The sequence below is a fragment of the Pseudomonas sp. PSE1(2024) genome (assembly GCF_050990555.1).
Taxonomy (GTDB): domain Bacteria; phylum Pseudomonadota; class Gammaproteobacteria; order Pseudomonadales; family Pseudomonadaceae; genus Aquipseudomonas; species Aquipseudomonas aphyarum.
On sequence record NZ_CP158967.1, the window covers coordinates 572858 to 592388 of the forward strand.

At 61.3% G+C, this 19531-nt stretch carries 17 protein-coding genes; 12 read left to right on the forward strand and 5 right to left on the reverse strand.

Annotation, left to right across the window (positions count from 1 at the left end; genetic code table 11):
- Positions 1 to 84 precede the first annotated feature (84 nt).
- Positions 85 to 1377, forward strand: a complete 1293-nt coding sequence (gene cytX, locus ABTV87_RS02495; RefSeq protein ID WP_433898936.1) for a putative hydroxymethylpyrimidine transporter CytX — start codon at positions 85 to 87, stop codon at positions 1375 to 1377.
- On the opposite strand, the gene ABTV87_RS02500 is transcribed toward cytX, so the two are convergent.
- Entirely contained in the window at positions 1346 to 2092 is a 747-nt protein-coding gene (locus ABTV87_RS02500) for an RsiV family protein (protein WP_085608478.1), read from the reverse strand. The two genes, cytX and ABTV87_RS02500, sit on opposite strands and share 32 nt — an antisense overlap.
- Before the next feature lie 221 nt (positions 2093 to 2313).
- Here ABTV87_RS02500 and ABTV87_RS02505 point away from each other — a divergent pair, with 221 nt between their 5' ends.
- The 3 genes from ABTV87_RS02505 to cpdA all read left to right on the forward strand — a co-directional run bounded on the left by ABTV87_RS02505 (position 2314) and on the right by cpdA (position 4295).
- On the forward strand, positions 2314 to 2931 hold the full coding sequence (locus ABTV87_RS02505) for an NUDIX domain-containing protein (protein WP_007952223.1): 618 nt from the start codon (positions 2314 to 2316) through the stop codon (positions 2929 to 2931).
- Positions 2922 to 3374: a DUF1249 domain-containing protein gene (locus ABTV87_RS02510; RefSeq protein WP_007952222.1), complete on the forward strand. Its 453-nt coding sequence runs from the start codon at positions 2922 to 2924 to the stop codon at positions 3372 to 3374. Before ABTV87_RS02505 ends, ABTV87_RS02510 begins: the two co-directional genes overlap by 10 nt.
- 105 nt (positions 3375 to 3479) lie before the next feature.
- On the forward strand, positions 3480 to 4295 hold the full coding sequence (gene cpdA, locus ABTV87_RS02515; protein WP_085608479.1) for a 3',5'-cyclic-AMP phosphodiesterase: 816 nt from the start codon (positions 3480 to 3482) through the stop codon (positions 4293 to 4295).
- A 24-nt stretch (positions 4296 to 4319) separates the two neighbouring features.
- On the opposite strand, the gene ABTV87_RS02520 is transcribed toward cpdA, so the two are convergent.
- Positions 4320 to 5219 (reverse strand): hypothetical protein, encoded by a 900-nt coding sequence (locus tag ABTV87_RS02520; protein WP_433898937.1) that lies wholly within the window; start codon positions 5217 to 5219, stop codon positions 4320 to 4322.
- A 2-nt stretch (positions 5220 to 5221) separates the two neighbouring features.
- Positions 5222 to 6319: a type IV toxin-antitoxin system AbiEi family antitoxin gene (locus ABTV87_RS02525; protein WP_085608481.1), complete on the reverse strand. Its 1098-nt coding sequence runs from the start codon at positions 6317 to 6319 to the stop codon at positions 5222 to 5224.
- Between the two features lie 220 nt (positions 6320 to 6539).
- Between ABTV87_RS02525 and ABTV87_RS02530 the strand changes: the two genes are divergently transcribed.
- The 6 genes from ABTV87_RS02530 (at position 6540) to ABTV87_RS02555 (ending at position 13768) form a co-directional block, all read left to right on the forward strand.
- Positions 6540 to 7148 (forward strand): YqiA/YcfP family alpha/beta fold hydrolase, encoded by a 609-nt coding sequence (locus ABTV87_RS02530; protein ID WP_085608482.1) that lies wholly within the window; start codon positions 6540 to 6542, stop codon positions 7146 to 7148.
- A gap of 42 nt (positions 7149 to 7190) precedes the next feature.
- Entirely contained in the window at positions 7191 to 9098 is a 1908-nt protein-coding gene (parE, locus tag ABTV87_RS02535) for a DNA topoisomerase IV subunit B (RefSeq protein ID WP_085608483.1), read from the forward strand.
- The gene (locus ABTV87_RS02540; protein WP_085608484.1) at positions 9098 to 10087 is read left to right on the forward strand and encodes an esterase-like activity of phytase family protein; all 990 of its coding nucleotides are present in this window, start codon (positions 9098 to 9100) and stop codon (positions 10085 to 10087) included. Before parE ends, ABTV87_RS02540 begins: the two co-directional genes overlap by 1 nt.
- Complete coding sequence (locus tag ABTV87_RS02545; protein WP_085608485.1) at positions 10084 to 10608, forward strand: retropepsin-like aspartic protease family protein; 525 nt, start codon at positions 10084 to 10086, stop codon at positions 10606 to 10608. Before ABTV87_RS02540 ends, ABTV87_RS02545 begins: the two co-directional genes overlap by 4 nt.
- Positions 10609 to 10615: 7 nt before the next feature.
- Entirely contained in the window at positions 10616 to 12880 is a 2265-nt protein-coding gene (parC, locus tag ABTV87_RS02550; RefSeq protein ID WP_085608486.1) for a DNA topoisomerase IV subunit A, read from the forward strand.
- Between the two features lie 177 nt (positions 12881 to 13057).
- Entirely contained in the window at positions 13058 to 13768 is a 711-nt protein-coding gene (locus ABTV87_RS02555) for a PqiC family protein (RefSeq protein WP_007952202.1), read from the forward strand.
- 366 nt (positions 13769 to 14134) lie between these two features.
- Here ABTV87_RS02555 and ABTV87_RS02560 read toward each other — a convergent pair whose 3' ends face one another.
- Positions 14135 to 15643 carry an AhpA/YtjB family protein gene (locus tag ABTV87_RS02560; RefSeq protein ID WP_085608487.1) on the reverse strand — a complete coding sequence of 503 codons (1509 nt, stop codon included), beginning with the start codon at positions 15641 to 15643 and terminating at the stop codon, positions 14135 to 14137.
- A 134-nt stretch (positions 15644 to 15777) separates the two neighbouring features.
- Between ABTV87_RS02560 and serB the strand changes: the two genes are divergently transcribed.
- Positions 15778 to 16992 (forward strand): phosphoserine phosphatase SerB, encoded by a 1215-nt coding sequence (gene serB, locus ABTV87_RS02565; protein WP_007952163.1) that lies wholly within the window; start codon positions 15778 to 15780, stop codon positions 16990 to 16992.
- 118 nt (positions 16993 to 17110) lie between these two features.
- Here the strand turns inward: serB and ABTV87_RS02570 are convergent, their stop codons facing one another.
- Positions 17111 to 18865 (reverse strand): molecular chaperone, encoded by a 1755-nt coding sequence (locus tag ABTV87_RS02570; protein WP_433898938.1) that lies wholly within the window; start codon positions 18863 to 18865, stop codon positions 17111 to 17113.
- Between the two features lie 221 nt (positions 18866 to 19086).
- Between ABTV87_RS02570 and ABTV87_RS02575 the strand changes: the two genes are divergently transcribed.
- Complete coding sequence (locus ABTV87_RS02575; RefSeq protein ID WP_011332171.1) at positions 19087 to 19488, forward strand: lectin OAA family protein; 402 nt, start codon at positions 19087 to 19089, stop codon at positions 19486 to 19488.
- Positions 19489 to 19531 lie beyond the last annotated feature (43 nt).

Consider the following 19531-nt stretch of genomic DNA (forward strand, 5'->3'; position numbering starts at 1 on the left):
TGTGGGAGCGGGCTTGCTCGCGAAGGCGTCAGAACTGGTGCCAAAGATCTCAATGACAAAAAATACTCCTCCGAGATAACACCCTTGAGCATTCAACCCTGTACTTATTCCCCCGACCTCGCCGTGCCCGCCAACCAGCGTGTGTTCGGCGGTCGCGATCTGTTTTCCCTGTGGTTTTCCCTCGGCATCGGCCTGATGGTCTTGCAGACCGGTGCATTGCTGGCGCCGGGGCTGGGCCTGTCGGGATCGCTGCTGGCGATCTTCCTCGGCACCCTGGTCGGGGTCCTGTTGCTGGCCGCCGTTGGCGTGATCGGCAGCGACACCGGCCTGTCGTCGATGGCCGCGCTGAAACTCAGCCTCGGCAGCAAAGGCGCGAGCCTGCCGGCGCTGCTCAACCTGCTGCAACTGATCGGTTGGGGTTCGTTCGAAATCATCGTCATGCGCGATGCGGCCAGCCTGCTCGGCACCCGTGCGTTCAGCGAAGGTTCGCTGTGGGCCAGTCCGATGCTGTGGACTTTGTGCTTTGGTGCGCTGGCGACCTTGCTCGCGGTCAGCGGGCCATTGACGTTTGTGCGCAAGATTCTACGCAAGTGGGGCATCTGGCTGATTCTGGCCGCGTGCATCTGGCTGACCTGGAACCTGTTCGCCAAGGCAGACCTCGCCGCCTTGTGGGCACAGGCCGGGGATGGCTCGATGCCGCTCGCCGTGGGCTTCGACATTGCGATTGCGATGCCGCTTTCGTGGCTGCCACTGATCGCCGACTACTCGCGTTTCGGCCAGCGGGCGAAGAACGTATTCGGCGGCACGGCAATCGGTTTCTTCATCGGCAACTTCTGGCTGATGAGCCTCGGCGTGGCCTACACCCTGGCCTTCGCGCCGAGCGGTGAAGTCAACGCGCTGCTGCTGGCGCTGGCCGGCGCAGGTCTGGGCATTCCGCTGTTGCTGATTTTGCTGGACGAGTCGGAAAACGCTTTCGCCGATATTCACTCGGCCGCGGTTTCCAGCGGGATTCTGTTGCGCCTGAAAGTCGAGCATCTGGCGCTGGCCATCGGCGTGATCTGCACCCTGATCGCCTTGCTTGCGCCATTGGCGCAATACCAGAACTTCCTGCTGCTGATCGGTTCGGTGTTTGCGCCGCTGTTCGGCGTGGTGCTGGTGGATCACTTCATCCTGCGCAAGCGCAGTGCCCAGGTGGCGTCCGCCGCGTTGCGCTGGCCGGCACTATTGGCCTGGCTGGGTGGCATCAGCACCTATCACTTGCTGGCCAATCTGTATCCGGATGTCGGTGCGACCCTGCCGGCGCTGGTGCTGGCAGGGCTGCTGCAACTCGTGCTCGGTCGGGCTTTCAGTTACGGCCGGGAAACAGCTCGGGTTTGAGAATGCCGTTCAGGCGCGGGTAAGGGATCTTCAGTTCGACGTGGCCCAGCGCATACGGCGCGATGGTGGTCACGTCGTACTTGAGGATCACGCCGCCGTAGGTCAGCGCCACGTTCGGGGTTTTGACGAATGGCCAGCTCTTCACGAACTCCGGTTCCTGATCGAGCTTGGTGCTGATCAGCCAGCTGTTGTGCGCCACCTGCGCGGCTTTCCAGAACGCCTCTTCCTGACCCGGCAGCAGCATGTCCGACAGGGTCAGCACCTTGTGCTGCTGACGCGAATAGTTGATGAAACCGCGTCCCGGCGTACCGTGGGCACCGCCGGTGTCCAGGTAGCTCGAGGTTTCGATGATCACCAGACCGTCATGCTGCTCGCGTACTTTCGCCTGCAAATAGCTGCTGTTGCGCGGGCCGGCGTTGGCCAGGAACTGCTCGCGATACGCTGCCAGCGTCGGCGCCACCGGCGCGTTCGGTGCGGTGCGGGTCATTTGCAGCAGGCGTTTTTCGATGATGCCGTCCAGCGCCGGTTCTGCCGGGAAGCGCAACGTATCGATGTTCACCAGCGGGCAGTCCGGGTTGGAGCAACCGGGTTTCAGCGTTTCCGAGGCGTCGCGGGTGGTTTCCAGCGGCGTGCGGTAGTTGGGCTGGAACAGACTGGCGCAAGCGCCCAGGGTCAGGGCGATGGCGGCCACGGAGGCGATTTTGAAAAGCGACATGGGCGTCCTTTCTGAAGCAGGGGAAGGCAAAAAGTTACCGCTTCGACTCTCAACGAAGCGGTCAGTTCGCCACTAAGCTAATTAGAGTGGGTTTCGCCTCCACCGTCCATCCCGCTGACAGTAAAGGGGCTGCATCAAACGTCACGGGCGCGTTAGGATGGCGCGAAGTCGAGGTCGCAGGTAAGGCGCCTCGTATTGGATTTGCAGTAAAGAGGATGCTCATGACCGATTTTGCCAAAGCCATTCCGACCGCCGTCGATATCGTGCGACGCGAGCAGTGCTACAAGGGCTTCTACAAGCTCGACCGTCTGCACTTGCGCCACGAACTGTTCGCCGGTGGCATGAGCCGCGAAATCAATCGTGAAGTGTTCGTGCGCCACGATGCGGTGTGCATGCTGCCCTACGATCCGCAGCGCGACGAAGTGGTGCTGATCGAGCAGTTTCGCGTCGGCGCTCTGGGCAAGGCGGACAACCCTTGGCTGGTGGAACTGGTCGCCGGTCTGATCGACAAGGACGAACAGCCGGAAGAAGTTGCTCACCGGGAGGCACAGGAGGAAGCTGGGCTGGACATCAAGGCCCTGTGGCCGATGACCAAATACTTTCCATCGCCGGGCGGCAGCAACGAATTCGTGCATTTGTATCTGGGGCGTTGCAGCACCGAAGGCGCGGGCGGCCTGCATGGGCTGGAGGAAGAAGCTGAAGATATTCGCGTCACGGTCTGGGCTTTTGAAGATGCCTTGCAGGCCGTACGTGACGGACGGATTGCCAATGCGGCGAGCATCATCGCCTTGCAGTGGCTGGCGCTCAATCGCGCCGAAGTGAGGGGGCTATGGTCGTAAACAAGCTGCGCGATCGCTACCGCGTCGACCTCGTGGGCCTGCAAGCCGCCTGCGAGGCGAACTACGCGCGCCTGATGCGACTGTTGCCGGACATGCGCAGCGACCCGGAGGCACGGCGCATCGCCGTGACCCAGGGCGACCAGATGCTCGGCGTGCTGACCCTGGAAGTGCTGCAGGCCTGTCCGTACACCACGACCCTGCAAGTGCGTCAGGAACACAGCCTGCCGTGGCTGCCGGTGCCGCAACTGGAAGTGCAGGTCTATCACGACGCGCGCATGGCCGAGGTGATCAGCGCCGAGCATGCGCGACGTTTTCGCGGCGTCTATCCTTACCCGAATGCGGCCATGCATCAGCCGGACGAAAAGGCCCAGCTCAATCTGTTCCTGGGCGAATGGCTGAGTCATTGCCTGGCGTGCGGACACGAATACGCGGCGGTCCGATAACCGCCGCAAGTTGTGAACTGCGTCCGGTTCGCCGGTTTCTCTTTGCGCTGTCCCCCCGCATAATTGCCGCACCTATCCAGTCCCGCGATCCCGGGGGAGAACGCCTTGCCGAGCGTATCGACTTTGACCACCGCCGACACGGCGTTGCTGGTGCAACTCTCTGACAGTCATCTGTTCGCCGAGGCGGACGGAACGCTGCTGGGCATGAACACCCGCGAGAGCCTGCAAAAAGTCATCGAGCTGGTGCTCGAACAGCAACCGCGGATCGACCTGATCGTTGCCAGCGGCGACCTGTCCCAGGACGGTACGCTGGAGTCCTACCAGCAATTCCGGCAGATGACGGCACAGATCGATGCGCCGGCCCGCTGGATCCCCGGTAACCACGACGAACCGCAGATCATGGCTCAGGCGACTGTGAAGAGCGCGCTGCTGGAGTCCGTGGTGGATGTCGGCAACTGGCGCGTGACCCTGCTCGATTCGGCGGTGCCCGGATCGGTGCCGGGGTATTTGCAGGATGACCAACTGCAATTGCTCGCCCGCTCCCTGAGCGAAGCGCCGGATCGCCATCATCTGGTGTGCTTCCACCATCATCCCGTGTCGATCGGTTGCGCCTGGATGGAGCCGATCGGCTTGCGCAATCCCGAGGCGTTTTTCGAAGTGCTCGACCGTTTCCCGCAGGCCCGTGCGGTGCTGTGGGGACATGTCCATCAGGAGATCGACCGCGAACGCAACGGCGTAAGGCTGATGGCGTCGCCGTCGACCTGCATTCAGTTCGAGCCAGGCAGCGAAGACTTCAAGGTCGGCGAACAGGCACCGGGGTATCGCTGGTTGCGATTGCTGCCGGATGGGCGGATCGAGACCGGTGTAGAGCGTGTCACGGGTTTCGATTTTCAGGTTGATTACGGCTCCGACGGTTACTGATTTCTTCGTCCGTGCGGGTTCACCTCAGGTGCGGATCAATCGAAGCACTTGCGTCACGAGACCGGCTGCATATCGTTGGGCTCGAATGCGCTGCTCTGAAGTTTCCTCATCGTTGCCGTAGATGAACTGGCCATACAGCACCGGGCCGGTCAAAAGGTATCCTTCCACACCATTTCCTTCCGCAAATTTTCTTTGCAGAGCGTCCAGGCCTGCTTCCAGAGCATCAGCATGTTTGCCACTTTGGAGCTTGATCAGGAACTGATCGGATATGTATTGCGCAGGGCCGGCGTATTGCATGACGTGAATCAGATCGCCTGCGTCCTTGGGTTCTCCACGGCTGTCGAATGCAAGCGCCTTGAGGATGATGAACGCTACCAGATCCTTATACCGGACATCTTCAATCGCAATGCCTTTGCCATCCAGCAGCGTTGCGGTCACGCGTTTTTCTTCGAACCAGTCATGAGTGATTTCCGCATGCTCTATAGCGAGGGCGGAAACCTCTTCACCATCGATGGATATCGTCGAGAACGGTTTTTGCTCGATAGCGCCTCTGAGAAACTCGACGAGTACAACATGCCGGTCGGAAATACGCCGTTGCCAGCGCCAGGCGGATGCCCACCCATTGTCTTCCGTGAAGCGTTCAAAGCCCCGTTCGGCCAACTGCTGGGCCAATGATGCATAGCCTCCGCCCTCGGCGATCACTTGAAGGTTGAGGACCACGTCTACATCCGATGTGCCTGCATGTGGCGGAATGTTCGGAGGCGCTTCGGGCGTGAGGTAACGCGGGACGAGGCCGCCAACCAGTCGAATCGTTGCTTTAAGGGTTCCGAATGCGCCCAGCAGCGTGACGAGAACCTGCTCGCAAGCATTGGTATGGTCGCTGGAGTAGCCGTCAGCGGTTTTAGGCTTGGGGGCCACAGCCATCATCAGATCCTTAGAATGTCTGCACGAAACCGGGCGGCCAGTTCCTTGTTTCTTCCGCGACCATTCAGCAGGTCGATGTATTGAATAAAGGGGCTGGCAAACCATGTTCCCTCATGCTTTTGGCGGAACAGCATTTCTGCGCCGCTGCGCTCAATCAGTACGATGTTCGAGCCTTTCTCGGCGGGTTTCAGTGCCAAAGCTGCCACAAAATCGCTGACGGACTCCGAAGGGATTGCGATCTCGGCGACATCGACTCCGGTCAAAAGAGGTGATAGTGCGTTTGCAGCAGTCGCCCCCGTCACTGCCCAGTCGTCCGGGATGCCTGACTTCATCGCCGTCAGCGAGACTTGAGTGAGGAGATTTTCAGGGCTCGAGGAGAATAGATACCAGCGAGATTTCGTTTCTTTGGATTTCTGGCGGGCGGCAGCCCAGGCGTCGAGCAGCTTTCCCGGTTGGCTGAGTTTACGGCGCTGGTCCCGGCCGCGTCCGTCGGATGTAACCAGCCATTCGAGTTTTTCGAGCTCCTTGAGTACAACGGAGACCGAGTAGACGGATGTTTCAGATGCCTCAGCAAGCTGATAGCCGGTGAACCAGTCTCCCTTCAGGTGGAGAAGAGCGTGTATCACTTTCTCTCTGGAGCGGCTGAAGAGAGAGAAGGTGCCCACCTCTTTTTTGCCTGCGTAAGGGCGCTCGATGTGGATCAGCCACCGATCATGGCGTAGATGCATGGAGCCGCTTGAGTCGTAGTAACCGATGTTTCTTACTTTCAACTCTTCGCGGGCACCTTTGCTCAGGTGTTTCGCAATAACCATGGGTATCACGTTTTTTTCATGAGCATTTGCGCGAAGCCGGGCGCGATAACCCTCCAGTGTCCACGCCGCATCTCGAACATCGCGGGGATAGCCTTCGTTCAGAATCTCGATCGGGACATGCCACTGTTCTTCAGATGCAGTGGCTTCTACTACGGCATCCAGCACGCTTCCTTCGCTTTGAGCCTGCTCGCAGATGCGTATGACCGAAACACCGGTCGCTTCCTCAAGCGCCGAAACGAAACCGGCCAGCAGGCTCTTTTCGTGATGATCAGATACTTTGTTTTGCATGCTTGATCCCAATTTTTTCGGGGGTGATCAGCCAAGGTTATCGATGCAGAATAGTTTATCAGTACGGATAAACAACGAAAGTTCCTTATTTGTTATCAAATTTTGCTTTGTTATCTGATCAGCTAACAAGGCTATTTTTGATAACGAATGGACAGCTGGCCCAACCCACCAAGACTCCCTGTAAACTCCGCTATCTTCAGCCGACGCCCAGGGAGCTCAAATGTCCGGTTCGATTCTCTATATCCATGGTTTCAACAGTGCGCCGGCCTCGAAAAAGGCCTGTCAGCTGGTCGAGGTAATGGAGCGGCTGGGTTTGAGCGATCAACTGCGTGTGCCGGCGCTGCATCACCACCCGCGCCAAGCCATCGGTCAGCTGGAACAGGCAATCGCCGAACTCGGCCGGCCATTGCTGGTGGGAAGCTCGCTCGGCGGCTACTATGCGACTCACCTGGCCGAGCGCCATGGCCTGAAAGCCCTGCTGGTCAACCCGGCCGTCAGTCCGCACCGGATGTTCGACGGATACCTGGGCACCCAGAAAAACCTGTACACCGACGAAACCTGGGAGCTGACCCACGACCACGTGACGGCTCTGGCCGAGCTGGAAGTGCCGGCGCCGCAGGATCCGCAGCGTTATCAGGTATGGTTGCAGACCGGGGATGAAACGCTGGATTATCGCCTTGCCCAGCAGTATTACCGGGCCTGTGCCTTGCGCATCCAGGCCGGCGGCGATCACAGTTTCCAAGGATTTGTTACACAATTGCCGGCATTGCTCAGCTTTGCCGGGATTGGCGCCGATACCTATCAGGCAATCGATTTCACCGCACTGTGAAGTCTTGCCCCATTTTCATTGAATCACTGACGACGAGACCCTATGGCCACTCCCAGCGCTAGCTCCTATAACGCCGACGCCATCGAAGTCCTCTCGGGCCTCGACCCGGTGCGCAAACGCCCCGGCATGTACACCGACACCAGTCGGCCGAACCACCTTGCCCAGGAAGTCATCGACAACAGCGTCGACGAAGCCCTGGCCGGCCACGCCAAATCGATCCAGGTCATCCTCCACGCCGATCACTCGCTGGAAGTCTGCGACGACGGCCGTGGCATGCCGGTCGACATCCACCCGGAAGAGGGCGTTTCGGGCGTCGAACTGATCCTCACCAAGCTCCATGCGGGCGGCAAGTTTTCCAACAAGAACTACCAGTTCTCCGGCGGTCTGCACGGGGTGGGTATTTCGGTGGTCAACGCCTTGTCGACCCAGGTACGGGTGCGGGTCAAACGTGACGGCAACGAATACGAAATGACCTTCGCCGACGGCTTCAAGGCCACCGATCTGCAAGTGATCGGCACCGTCGGCAAGCGCAATACCGGGACCAGCGTGTATTTCGCGCCGGATCCGAAGTACTTCGATTCGCCGAAATTCTCCATCAGCCGCCTCAAGCACGTACTCAAGGCCAAAGCCGTTCTGTGCCCGGGGCTGTTGATCAGCTTCGAAGACAAAGGCACCGGCGAAAAGGTCGAGTGGCATTACGAAGATGGCCTGCGCTCCTACCTGGTAGACGCGGTGAGCGAATTCGAGCGCCTGCCGGACGCGCCGTTCTGCGGCAACCTGGCCGGCACCAAGGAAGCGGTCGAGTGGGCCCTGTTGTGGCTGCCGGAGGGCGGCACTTCGGTCACTGAAAGCTACGTCAACCTGATCCCGACGGAGCAGGGCGGCACCCACGTCAACGGTCTGCGTCAGGGCCTGCTCGATGCGATGCGCGAGTTCTGCGAATTCCGCAGTCTGCTGCCGCGTGGCGTGAAGCTGGCGCCGGAAGACGTTTGGGAGCGCATTGCTTTCGTCCTGTCGATGAAGATGCAGGAGCCGCAATTCTCCGGCCAGACCAAGGAGCGTCTGTCGTCTCGTGAAGCAGCGGCTTTCGTTTCCGGTGTGGTCAAGGACGCGTTCAGCCTGTGGCTCAACGCCAATCCTGAAACCGGTCTGGCGCTGGCCGAACTGGCAATCAGCAACGCCGGCCGTCGCCTGAAAGCGAGCAAAAAGGTCGAGCGCAAACGCATCACCCAGGGGCCGGCATTGCCGGGCAAGCTGGCCGATTGCGCCGGGCAGGATCCGATGCGTTCCGAGCTGTTCCTGGTGGAAGGTGATTCCGCCGGCGGTTCTGCCAAGCAGGCGCGGGACAAGGAATTCCAGGCGATCCTGCCGTTGCGCGGCAAGATCCTCAACACCTGGGAAGTCGACGGCAGCGAAGTGCTGGCCAGTCAGGAGGTGCACAACATTGCCGTGGCCATCGGTGTCGATCCGGGCGCCGAGGACATGAGCCAGCTGCGCTACGGCAAGATCTGCATCCTCGCCGACGCCGACTCCGACGGTCTGCACATCGCAACATTGTTGTGCGCCTTGTTCGTCCAGCATTTCCGCCCGCTGGTGGATGCCGGTCACGTCTACGTGGCGATGCCGCCGCTGTACCGCATCGACCTGGGCAAAGAGATTTTCTACGCCCTGGACGACGCCGAGCGCGACGGGATCCTTGACCGTCTGGTGGCCGAGAAGAAACGCGGCAAGCCGCAGGTCACCCGATTCAAAGGTCTGGGTGAAATGAACCCGCCGCAGCTGCGTGAAACCACCATGGACCCGAACACCCGCCGTCTGGTGCAGTTGACCCTCGGGGACGACTTCGCCGAGACCTCGGAAATGATGGACATGCTGCTGGCGAAGAAACGCGCCGGCGACCGCAAGACCTGGCTTGAATCCAAGGGCAACCTCGCCGAGGTTCTGGCCTGATGCGGTTTGGCTGGGCCTTGGCGGGTGCGTTGCTGCTGGGTTCGATGACGGTGTCGGCAGAGCCTGTGCAAGAGCTGCGCGTGCTCGCCGAACACCCGGTCGAAGGCATGCGCGGCGGCAACCTGTCGGGGCTGGCCTTGTGCGGCAATGACCTGTGGACGGTTTCGGACCGCGACGATGATCAGATCTACCGTCTCGATATCCGCGACCGGGTCTGGCAGGCCACGGCCGTGCGCATCGATCCGCCGAAAGTGCCGGACAGCGGCTTGCCGTGGGGCATCAGTTCGCGCACCTGGGCGGCGTCGTTCATTCGGGGCGGCGATCTGGATTTCGAAGGCATCAGCTGCGACAGCGCCGGCAACCGCTACATCGTCAGCGAAGCTCACGCGGCCGTGCTGCAAGTGCCGCCGCAGGGGCCGTCGTCGTGGCTGAAAATCTCGCCGATGATGGTTCGCGAGGCGCGGGCCAGCGGGATGCTGCTGCAATTCAACGCGATATTCGAAGGCCTGGCGATCAACCCGGCGGGCGATCAGATGTGGCTGGCTGCCGAGCGGCAAAGCCGTGGCTTGTTGCTGATCAAGCGCCAGCAGACAGTGTGGGATTGTGACGGTCGCTGCGTGCTGCTCAGCGAAGGCGGGATGGAAATGCAGCCGCCACAGTTCCCGAAAGCCCGTCCGGTCAATCGGGATTTTTCCGATATCTCCCTGTTCAACGGCAAGCTGTTTACCCTTGAGCGCAACGCGTACCAGATCTGTCGACGCGATGCGCAGACGGCCAAGGTCGAGCTCTGCTGGTCATATGCGGCCGAGCTGTTGCAGGCCAATCGTCGTTACGAGCAGAACTTCGGGCTGGAAGAGGCACTGGTGGTCGATGCTCAAGGTGCATGGATCGGCGTCGACAACAATTTTGGCCCGCGCGCCGATGGCGAGGTTCGCCCGATCATCTGGCGTTTCGCCGCGCCTGAGGGTGGCTGGAGCGCCAAGCCATGAGCCAGCAACCACCGGGCAAACGCACCGGTCGGGTGCTGATGATTCTGGCGTGGTGCGCGGCGCTGTTTCTGGCCACGCGGTTTTTCGGCCAGTGGGAAGAACGCCAGCGAAATCCCAATGTGGAAGTGGCTTCGCAACAGGGTAACGGCTTTATCGAAGTGAAACTGATCGGCAACGCCCAGGGACATTTTGTCGCCAGTGGCCTGATCAACGGTCGGCCGGTGGAGTTCATGCTCGACACCGGCGCGACCGACGTGGCAATTCCGGCCGAGGTGGCGAAAAACCTCAGGCTGGAAGAAGGTTTCGGTGTGACCCTGAGCACGGCCAATGGCCTGAGCCAGGGCTATCGCACCCGTATCGACCGCCTGCAACTGGGCGACATCGTGCTGCGGGATGTCCGCGCACTGGTGGCGCCGGGGCTGCATGGCGATCAGGTGCTGCTCGGCATGAGCGCCCTGAACAAACTTGAATTTACTCAGCGCGGCGGCACCATGCTGCTGCGCCAGACAACGAACCGATGAGGCCCGCATGAGCGACAACCTTGCAGACAGCTTAGATGGCGTAGAACGCCGGTCGCTGGCTGACTTCACCGAAAATGCCTACCTCAACTACTCCATGTACGTGATCATGGACCGTGCCCTGCCGCATATCGGCGACGGTCTGAAACCGGTACAGCGGCGTATCGTCTACGCCATGAGCGAGCTGGGGCTGGATGCCGATTCCAAGCACAAGAAATCGGCGCGTACCGTCGGCGACGTGCTCGGCAAGTTCCACCCCCACGGCGACTCTGCGTGCTACGAAGCGATGGTGCTGATGGCCCAGCCTTTCAGCTATCGCTACACGCTGGTGGACGGCCAGGGTAACTGGGGTGCGCCGGACGATCCCAAGTCCTTCGCTGCCATGCGTTACACCGAAGCGCGGCTGTCTCGTTACTCCGAAGTCCTGCTCAGCGAACTGGGCCAGGGCACCGCAGACTGGGGCCCGAACTTCGACGGCACCTTGCAGGAACCGCTGGTGTTGCCGGCACGTTTGCCGAACATCCTGCTCAACGGCACCACCGGTATCGCCGTGGGGATGGCCACCGACGTGCCGCCGCACAACCTGCGCGAAGTCGCCACTGCGTGCGTGCGCCTGCTCGACGAGCCGAAAGCCACGGTCGAACAGCTCTGCGAACACATCCAGGGCCCGGACTACCCGACCGAAGCGGAAATCATCACCCCGCGCGCCGACCTGCTGAAAATGTACGAAACCGGCAAGGGCTCGGTGCGCATGCGCGCCGTGTACCACGTCGAGGACGGTGACATCATCGTCACCGCGCTGCCGCACCAGGTCTCCGGGGCCAAGGTGCTGGAGCAGATCGCCGCGCTGATGCAGGCCAAACCGTCGAAAGCGCCGCAGATCGCCGATCTTCGCGACGAATCCGACCACGAAAACCCGTGCCGCATCGTGATCATTCCGGTCAACAGCCGCGTCGACCACGAAGCGCTGATGCAGCACCTGTTTGCCAGCACCGAGCTGGAGTCGACCTACCGGGTCAACGTCAACATCATCGGTCTGGACGGCAAGCCGCAGCTGAAAAACCTCCGTGCGTTGCTGGTGGAGTGGCTGGAATTCCGCGTGCTGACTGTACGTCGCCGCCTGCAATTCCGCCTCGACAAGGTCGAGCGTCGCCTGCACCTGTTGGACGGTTTGTTGATCGCTTACCTCAACCTGGATGAAGTGATCCACATCATCCGTACCGAGGAGCATCCGAAAGCCAGGCTGATCGAGCGTTTTGACCTCAGCGAAATCCAGGCTGACTACATCCTCGACACCCGTCTGCGTCAGTTGGCGCGACTGGAAGAGATGAAGCTGCGCGACGAGCAGGACGAACTGCTCAAGGAACAAGCCAAGCTGCAAGCCCTGTTGAGCAGCGAAGCCAAGCTGAAGAAGCTGGTTCGCAGCGAGCTGCTGAAAGATGCTGAAACCTACGGCGATGACCGTCGGTCGCCAATCGTCGAGCGCGCTGAAGCCAAGGCGCTGACCGAGCACGATCTGCTGCCGAACGAGAAAGTGACTGTTGTGCTGTCGGAAAAAGGCTGGATCCGTTCGGCCAAGGGCCACGAGATCGATGCGACCGGCCTGTCGTACAAGGCTGGCGACGGCTTCAAGACCTCGGCGGCGGGGCGTTCGAACCAGTCCGCTGTGGTCATCGACTCCACGGGTCGCAGTTATTCGCTGGCCACCCACACCCTGCCATCGGCACGGGGCCAGGGCGAGCCGTTGACCGGTCGCCTGACGCCGCCGCCGGGCGCCACGTTCGAATGCGTGCTGATGCCTGAAGAGGACTCGCTGTACGTGATCGCCTCCGATGCCGGCTACGGTTTTGTGGTGAAAGGCGAAGACCTGCAAGCCAAGAACAAGGCCGGCAAGGCCCTGTTGAGCCTGCCGAACAACGCCAAGGTGATCGCGCCGCGTCCGGTCGCCGACCGCGAGCACAACTGGCTGGCCTCGGTGACGACCGAGGGTCGCCTGCTGATCTTCAAGATCAGCGATCTGCCACAATTAGGGAAGGGCAAAGGCAACAAGATCATCGGTATTTCCGGTGAGCGTGTGGCCAGTCGCGAAGAATATGTCACGGACATCGCCGTTCTTCCGGAAGGCGCCACTTTGGTGCTGCAGGCCGGAAAACGCACCTTGTCGCTGAAAGCCGACGACCTCGAACACTACAAAGGTGAACGTGGACGTCGTGGTAACAAACTGCCACGTGGCTTCCAGCGGGTGGATGCGCTGCTCGTCGAAAACCTCAATTAAGCGTCCTAGAGCGCCGGATCTACGATTTAACCCGTAGATCGGCGCTTTGGCGCTGGAGTCGGAACGCATATTCACGGATGATATGGCCTTTCCAAGCGCCGGCGTGGCCGAGCGTTCTTCATATTTATTGAGTATTTTCACTGTGGTCAGCCTTGTGGCGGCCACCTGGACGGGATGATGACTTCTCTGCGCCCCCTTATTTTCCTGCTCGCCGGCGTTCTTGGCCTGGCGGGTTGCAGCGTTCACCAGCCGGTGTCGCTGTATCAGCTGGACAGCGGAAGTCCGGCTCAGCCTGCGCAAAGCTCAGGCATGGCAGTTTTGCTGGGCCCTGTGATCGTTGCCGATTACCTGCAACGTGAAACCCTGTTGCAGCGTCAACCGGACGGCAGCCTGCAAGCCTCGGTCGATGGCCGCTGGGCCGGCAGCCTGTCTTCGGACATCGATCAGTTGCTGTTGCGTCAGGTCGCCGGGCATCTGGACAGTCAGCGCGTCGTGCTGGCGCCGGCCACTGTGGGCTTCACCCCGGACGTGCAGGTGCTGTTGACCATTACGCGTCTGGACTCGGGTCAGTCGCAACCGGCGATCCTCGACGCGCAATGGCGTCTGATCGACCGCCGTGGTCAGGTGCGCGACAACCGCATCGTCCATCTGCAGGAACAGCATGCCGGCACTACCGCCGCGCAGGTGCAGGCGCAAGGCGTGTTGTTGCAGCGTCTGGCGGAGCAGCTGTCGGTAGCGCTCAAGCCGTTGGCCAATCAGCCACCGGTCGCCGAGGCGCCGCGCAAACCGGCACCGAAACCGGCAGCACCGGCGGCGGAAGCCGAGAAGCAGCCGAAGATCCCGATGGCTTCGCCGATTCGAACGGATATGGAAGTGTTCCGCTTCTAAGGCTGGAACGAGTCAGAACAGAGCCCGCCTTGTGCGGGCTTTGTTGTGTCTGGGGTTCTGAGTAGAAGATCAAAAGCTCCCTCACCCCAGCCCTCTCCCGGAGGGAGAGGGAGCCGACCGAGGTGTCTGGCGTCATACATCGACCTGAAAAATCTTGGCGATTATGGATTCAAAGCTGGGCGTTCAAGTCGCTGCAGCTCTTCAATATTCCCGGATCGGTTCCCTCTCCCTACGGGCGGTCCGACGTTTCGGGAGGGCTTGGGTGAGGGGGCTCTTCAGGGCCAGGCGCAATCACGAAAACGCCACGCACAAAAAAGCCCGCAGGCAATCACTCGTCTGCGGGCTTCGTTGTAACTGGTCTAAGGCTTAAGCCCGGCGCTCATGCATCCGCGCCAGCTGCCGCTCAAGCATCGACGGATAAGGCTCCATCAACCGCTCCACACAGCAAGCCCCCTCAGGGCTGGCAATCGGCCGGATTCGTGCACGCTGGCGGATCAGCGCGTCGTCACCGATCTTGCGTTCCACCAGCAGCAGGTTGCGGCTGTGTTGCGACAGGGCCAGGGCGTCCTGGGCGGAGTCGGTCAGCAACAAGTCGATCTGGCTCAGACCAAACAGCTCATCGCCGAGGGTCAGGCCCAGCTGCAATTGCAGGGTGATGCCGCTGTCGGCGACTTCGATCTGCAACTGGTGGCCCAGCGCCCGCAGCAGCTCGCCGCAGCAGATGGCGTTGGTCAGGTAATCGTCGCCGCTGTCTTCGGTGTGGAACAGCATCAGCGTACTGCCGTCGTTCAGGGTTTCGATTTCGCCCTGATACAGCGACGCGGCCTGTTCCAGGCAGTCGCGATAGCGATCCTGCAACTCTTCCAGACGTGCGCGCGGCAAACGGCGAAGTTGTTCCTGCGAACCCAGTTGCACCGCCAGCACCGCCGTATGTTGCGGCACGCTTGGGGTCGGTCGGCGCACTGCCGGTTGCGCTGCTTCGTCCAGCGACTCGTCACGCAGATCGGCGAACGGGTCTTCGTCATCGTCGTCTTCAACGGTGCTGACCACATGGCGTGGCGCAGGCTTCTGCGCGGCCATCGGGCGGCTCTCGTCGAAACTCGGATCACGCAGGTTGCGCACTTCGAATTCCGGCTCGTCGTCCTCGAACTCGGGTTCCGGCTCGGGCTCCGGTTCAGCCGGCTCCGGGGCATAGTTGGCGTGCAACTGGCGGGCAAGATCACCGATCTCGTCCTGACGCTCGATCCCCGGCGTGTATTCGTCGATCCGGCGCAGCCACACACGCAATTGCAGCAGCGGCGTGGAAATGTGCCGGCCCAGACGCAGGCTCAGGGCCAGGGACAGTGCCAGCAGGATCGCACTCAGGATGCCCATGCTTTGCAGGCTGATGGTCATCGGCTGCTGGAACTGATCCATGTCCAGGCTGATGCGCAGTTGCCCGGCGGTCACGTCCTGGAAGGTGATCTTGCTCTCGTACATGCCCTCGGCTTCGCCGAGCAGGCCGTGCTTGGGCCGCTGACCGGACTCGGCGAGGATGCGGTTGTCCACGCTGTAGATGGCGGCGTGGGCCACCAGCTTGTTCTTGGTCAGGTTGTTGAGCAGCACGTTGAGGCTGAGGATGTCGTTGGACACCAGCAGCTCGGTGGCGGAGGTGGCGGTCTGCGTGGTCAGGCTTTCGCCCAGCGCATCGGCCTGCTCGTGCATGGCCTGCTTGAATTGCAGGCCCATCACGCAGGCATAGATCACCAGGGCCAGGGCGACCAGGATCACGTTATGGCTGGCAATGCGCAATGCAATCGGTACACGGCGGTGGCGCAGTGCACGGAAGATCAGCAGAAAGAAGTTATCGGTTTTAACTGGCGTGGGCCGGTTCACTGAGCTCGGCTCTTTTGTCCGTGAAGTTGACGCGCAGTATAGCGACAGGCCCTAGACCGGCAAAGCGCTGGCGGTGCCCGATGGTCACTGAAAGTGGGTAGAATGCGGTTTTTTTCCAGTTGCGGGGGTGCGCGTTGCGCGAAATCGTCCTGATTAACATCACGGGAGTCGACCGTCCGGGTCTGACGGCGGCCATTACCGGTGTACTGGCCCAGGGTGGTGTGAATATCCTCGACATCGGTCAGGCGGTGATCCACGACATGCTGTCGTTCGGCATCCTCGTGGAAATCCCCGACTCCGAGCAAGGCAAGTCGGTGCTCAAGGACATCCTGTTCAAGGGCTATGAGCTCGACCAGCAGGTGCGCTTCACCCCGGTGTCCGAAGAGGATTACCAGCAATGGGTGGGCAATCAGGGCAAGAAACGCCACATCGTTACCCTGCTGACCCGCAAGGTCACCGCCGGCCAGTTGCAGGCCGTGAGCTCGATCACCGCCAAATACGGCCTGAACATCGACCATATCGACCGTCTGTCGGGTCGCATGCCGCTGGACACCCCGGCTGACAAGGGCAAGGGCTGCATCGAGTTCTCCGTGCGTGGCGAAGCGGCCGACCCGCAGGCGCTGCGCGCCGAGTTCCTCAGCGTGGCTCAGGAACTGAACGTCGACATCGCCTTCCAGGAAGATTCGCTGTTCCGTCGCAACCGTCGTCTGGCGGTGTTCGACATGGACTCGACCCTGATCGAAGCCGAAGTCATCGACGAGCTGGCGAAAGCCGCCGGCGTCGGCGATCAGGTTTCGGAAATCACCGAGCGGGCAATGGCCGGCGAGCTGGATTTTCGCGCCAGCTTCAAAGAGCGTCTGGCGCTGCTCAAGGGGCTGGATGTCAGCGTGCTCGACTCGATCGGCGCCTCCCTGCGTCTGACCGAGGGTGCCGAAACCCTGTTCGCCGAACTCAAGCGTCTGGGCTACAAGACCGCGATCCTGTCGGGCGGCTTCACCTACTTCGCCAAACAGTTGCAGGCCAAACTCGGCATCGACTACGTGTTCGCCAACGAACTGGAAGTGGTCGATGGCAAGTGCACCGGCGTGGCGATCGAGCCGATCGTCGATGCCCAGCGCAAGGCCGATCTGCTGAAGCAACTGGCTGAAAAAGAAGGTCTGCGTCTGGAACAGACCATCGCCGTGGGCGACGGCGCCAACGACCTGCCGATGCTGGCGATTGCCGGTCTGGGCGTGGCGTTCCGCGCCAAGCCGCTGGTCAAGCAGTCGGCGAAGCAGGCGATCTCGACCCTCGGTCTGGATGGCGTGCTGTACCTGCTGGGCTTCCGGGATCGCGACGGGCAGCTCTGAAAGCTCTGCCGCCTGAGCTGCCCCCTTCGCGAGCAAGCCCGCTCCCACATTGGAATGCATTTCAAATGTGGGAGCGGGCTTGCTCGCGAAGGGGGCGCCCCGGATTATCAGACTCCACTCAAAGGGACTTCCACAACGAGTCGAAATCCTCCTCGCTCCCGCCATTCCTGGCCGCCTCCAGCGAGCGATAGGCAAACTGATTGAAACTGTGAGTGCTGGCCACCCGCCGATCCAGCCCGGCGCGGTGCTCTTCGCCCTGGGTGTTGATCAGCACTTTATTGCCTTCCTGAAACGGCAGCCGTGGCGCGAGTAATGTCGCCGGCAAATCGATCGCACTGATCTCCGGCAACAGCAAACCGCGCAGATACTGGCTGTGATCATCCCGCGAACGCACCAGTTGCAACCCGCACGGCCGGGCATGGGGCGCCACCAGTTCGATGCCCATTTGCGTGCCGGCGCCGCGCACCTGGCGGATCCAGCGCACCACGGCAATGCTCCAGCCCTGGTTGAGGCTGTCCTGAATCCCGACCATTTCCCCAGCCTGCAATTCGGCCGGTACGTCCTTTGGCCAAGCAAGGCAATAACCGCCGGGGCTGTGGTTGATCACCGGCAAGGCATAGGTCGGGTAATGCGGCTGACTGTCGGCGTCGCCTTCATCGTCGATCAGCGGTTCGTAGCGGATTTCCTCGTAGGGCAACAATTCATCGGACGTGCTCTGTGGTGCGGCATCGAACGCCTGGCTCCAGCTGTCCTTTTCGCCCTGAACCACCGCGCGGCTGAAATTCGCCGCACGGGCCCCGGGGTGCTTGAGCAGTTCGCTGAAGGTGCGCTCGCCGCCAAGGTAGAAGTGCAGGGCGCTCATGCCGACACACACGGTCAGGTTGCCCTGGCCGACGGTGCGCTTGAAGCTGCGTTCGGCGGCTTCGCCCCAGGTGGCGTGCAGGTGTTGCAGGGTGTCGAGGGTCAGGCCGGACGGCACGGGCAGCGGCGAGGTCGCATCCTGATGCAGCAGGTGGGCCTCGATGGCATTCACCAGCGGTTGCGGATCGAAACCGAGCAGACTGGCTTGTTGCTCGCTACGGAATTGGGAGCGGTAGCGCGGGCCGGCGTCGATCTCTGCCGAAACCGCGAACAACCCTTCGCCCGGATGGGCGGGATGCAGTTTCAGCCACGCACTCCATGGTTCCACTACTTGGGCCAGACGCGCGATCTGGTTTTGGCGCAACTGATTGCAACGGGCGCTGCCCAGCAGCAGGGCCGCAAGGTAGGTCTGTTCGACACTCAGCTCGCCGGTCAGGCTGGCAAGGTCGTCGCGCACCCGGCGATGTTGCAGTTGCAGCTCGCAGGCACAGCGAAACAATTGATGCAGTTCGAACCACAGCTGTTCCGGTGCGGCGCTGTACAGCTGCGTGGCGCGAACCAGTTGCCCTTTCAACGCATGAGTCGCCCGTTGCAGCGCTTCGCTCACAAGCGCTGCGCGATCCCGGGAATACTTGGGCGCGATCCGCGCAATGATCTGTTTGTAACCGATGGCCAGCTGACTTTGCAGGGCCTGGCACAGGTTGCTGATCTTGCGTGAGCGCTCATCGAGCATGATCGCCTGATGCAGAAAATGCCGTTCCAGGTGCTGGCAGACGAAGTAAACCTCGGGGCGTAACAGTTCCAGCAGATGCAGGCGATTGTCGCTGGGGGTCAGCAGTTGATTGAGTTCGCCGAGGCCTTGATACAGCAGGCGCGCGGTTTCGCCGATGTTGGCCTTGGGCAGGCCGGCGATCCAGCGCTTGAGGTCGCGCGGGGTGGCTTCACAGAAAGACAGGCGCAACTGCGTGGGCGTCGGGGCACTCAGTTTCGGTTGGGATCGTGGCTCACTCATGCCGTGACAAGCTCCGGCGGCGAATAGGGCAATGCCAAAAACTCTAGCAGTTGTGCTCTGTTTCGCAGGCGATTGTCAGGCTTTTTTACCGTTGGTCTGCTGGCCTGGTGCCATTTCGGCAGGCGCTACTAGGCTCTCAGGCGTGCGATCGGAAACGCACGGTTGCACGGCTTGCCGCAACGTCGGGCAGGTCTCTGAAAAACTTCAAGGAGATGAGGTTCATGTCTAAATACGCAGTGGCAAATCAATGGGGCGGTAGTTCGGCACCTTGGCATCCGGGTGGAACCTGGGTGCTGGGCGCGCGGGACAACCAGAACGTCGTCGCGATCGAGATCAAGTCCGGCGACGGTGGCAAAAGCTTCACCGGCACCATGACCTACGCCGGCGAAGGCCCTATTGGCTTCAAGGCTCAGCGCACTGGCCAGAACCAGTACAACGTCGAAAACCAGTGGGGTGGCAACGATGCCCCGTGGCATCCAGGTGGCAAGTGGGTGATCGGCGGGCGGGATAACCAGAACGTTATCGCGTTGAGCGTCACGTCCAGTGACGGAGGGAAAAACCTCAGCGGCACCAATACCTACGCCAACGAAGGGCCGATCGGCTTCCGTGGGCAGATAGAGTAACGGCGCCACTCAGGTCGTGTCCGCCCCTTCGCAGACGTGCGAA

What these genes read in the sequence shown, in the direction of transcription:
- ABTV87_RS02520 (WP_433898937.1), bottom strand. Translation starts at nt 5,219, where the DNA reads ATGGCTGTGGCCCCCAAGCCTAAAACCGCTGACGGCTACTCCAGCGAC.
- ABTV87_RS02500 (WP_085608478.1), bottom strand. Translation starts at nt 2,092, where the DNA reads ATGTCGCTTTTCAAAATCGCCTCCGTGGCCGCCATCGCCCTGACCCTG.
- ABTV87_RS02540 (WP_085608484.1), top strand. Translation starts at nt 9,098, where the DNA reads ATGCGGTTTGGCTGGGCCTTGGCGGGTGCGTTGCTGCTGGGTTCGATG.
- parE (WP_085608483.1), top strand. Translation starts at nt 7,191, where the DNA reads ATGGCCACTCCCAGCGCTAGCTCCTATAACGCCGACGCCATCGAAGTC.
- parC (WP_085608486.1), top strand. Translation starts at nt 10,616, where the DNA reads ATGAGCGACAACCTTGCAGACAGCTTAGATGGCGTAGAACGCCGGTCG.
- ABTV87_RS02570 (WP_433898938.1), bottom strand. Translation starts at nt 18,865, where the DNA reads ATGAGTGAGCCACGATCCCAACCGAAACTGAGTGCCCCGACGCCCACG.
- ABTV87_RS02555 (WP_007952202.1), top strand. Translation starts at nt 13,058, where the DNA reads ATGACTTCTCTGCGCCCCCTTATTTTCCTGCTCGCCGGCGTTCTTGGC.
- ABTV87_RS02530 (WP_085608482.1), top strand. Translation starts at nt 6,540, where the DNA reads ATGTCCGGTTCGATTCTCTATATCCATGGTTTCAACAGTGCGCCGGCC.
- ABTV87_RS02545 (WP_085608485.1), top strand. Translation starts at nt 10,084, where the DNA reads ATGAGCCAGCAACCACCGGGCAAACGCACCGGTCGGGTGCTGATGATT.
- ABTV87_RS02505 (WP_007952223.1), top strand. Translation starts at nt 2,314, where the DNA reads ATGACCGATTTTGCCAAAGCCATTCCGACCGCCGTCGATATCGTGCGA.
- ABTV87_RS02575 (WP_011332171.1), top strand. Translation starts at nt 19,087, where the DNA reads ATGTCTAAATACGCAGTGGCAAATCAATGGGGCGGTAGTTCGGCACCT.
- ABTV87_RS02525 (WP_085608481.1), bottom strand. Translation starts at nt 6,319, where the DNA reads ATGCAAAACAAAGTATCTGATCATCACGAAAAGAGCCTGCTGGCCGGT.
- ABTV87_RS02510 (WP_007952222.1), top strand. Translation starts at nt 2,922, where the DNA reads ATGGTCGTAAACAAGCTGCGCGATCGCTACCGCGTCGACCTCGTGGGC.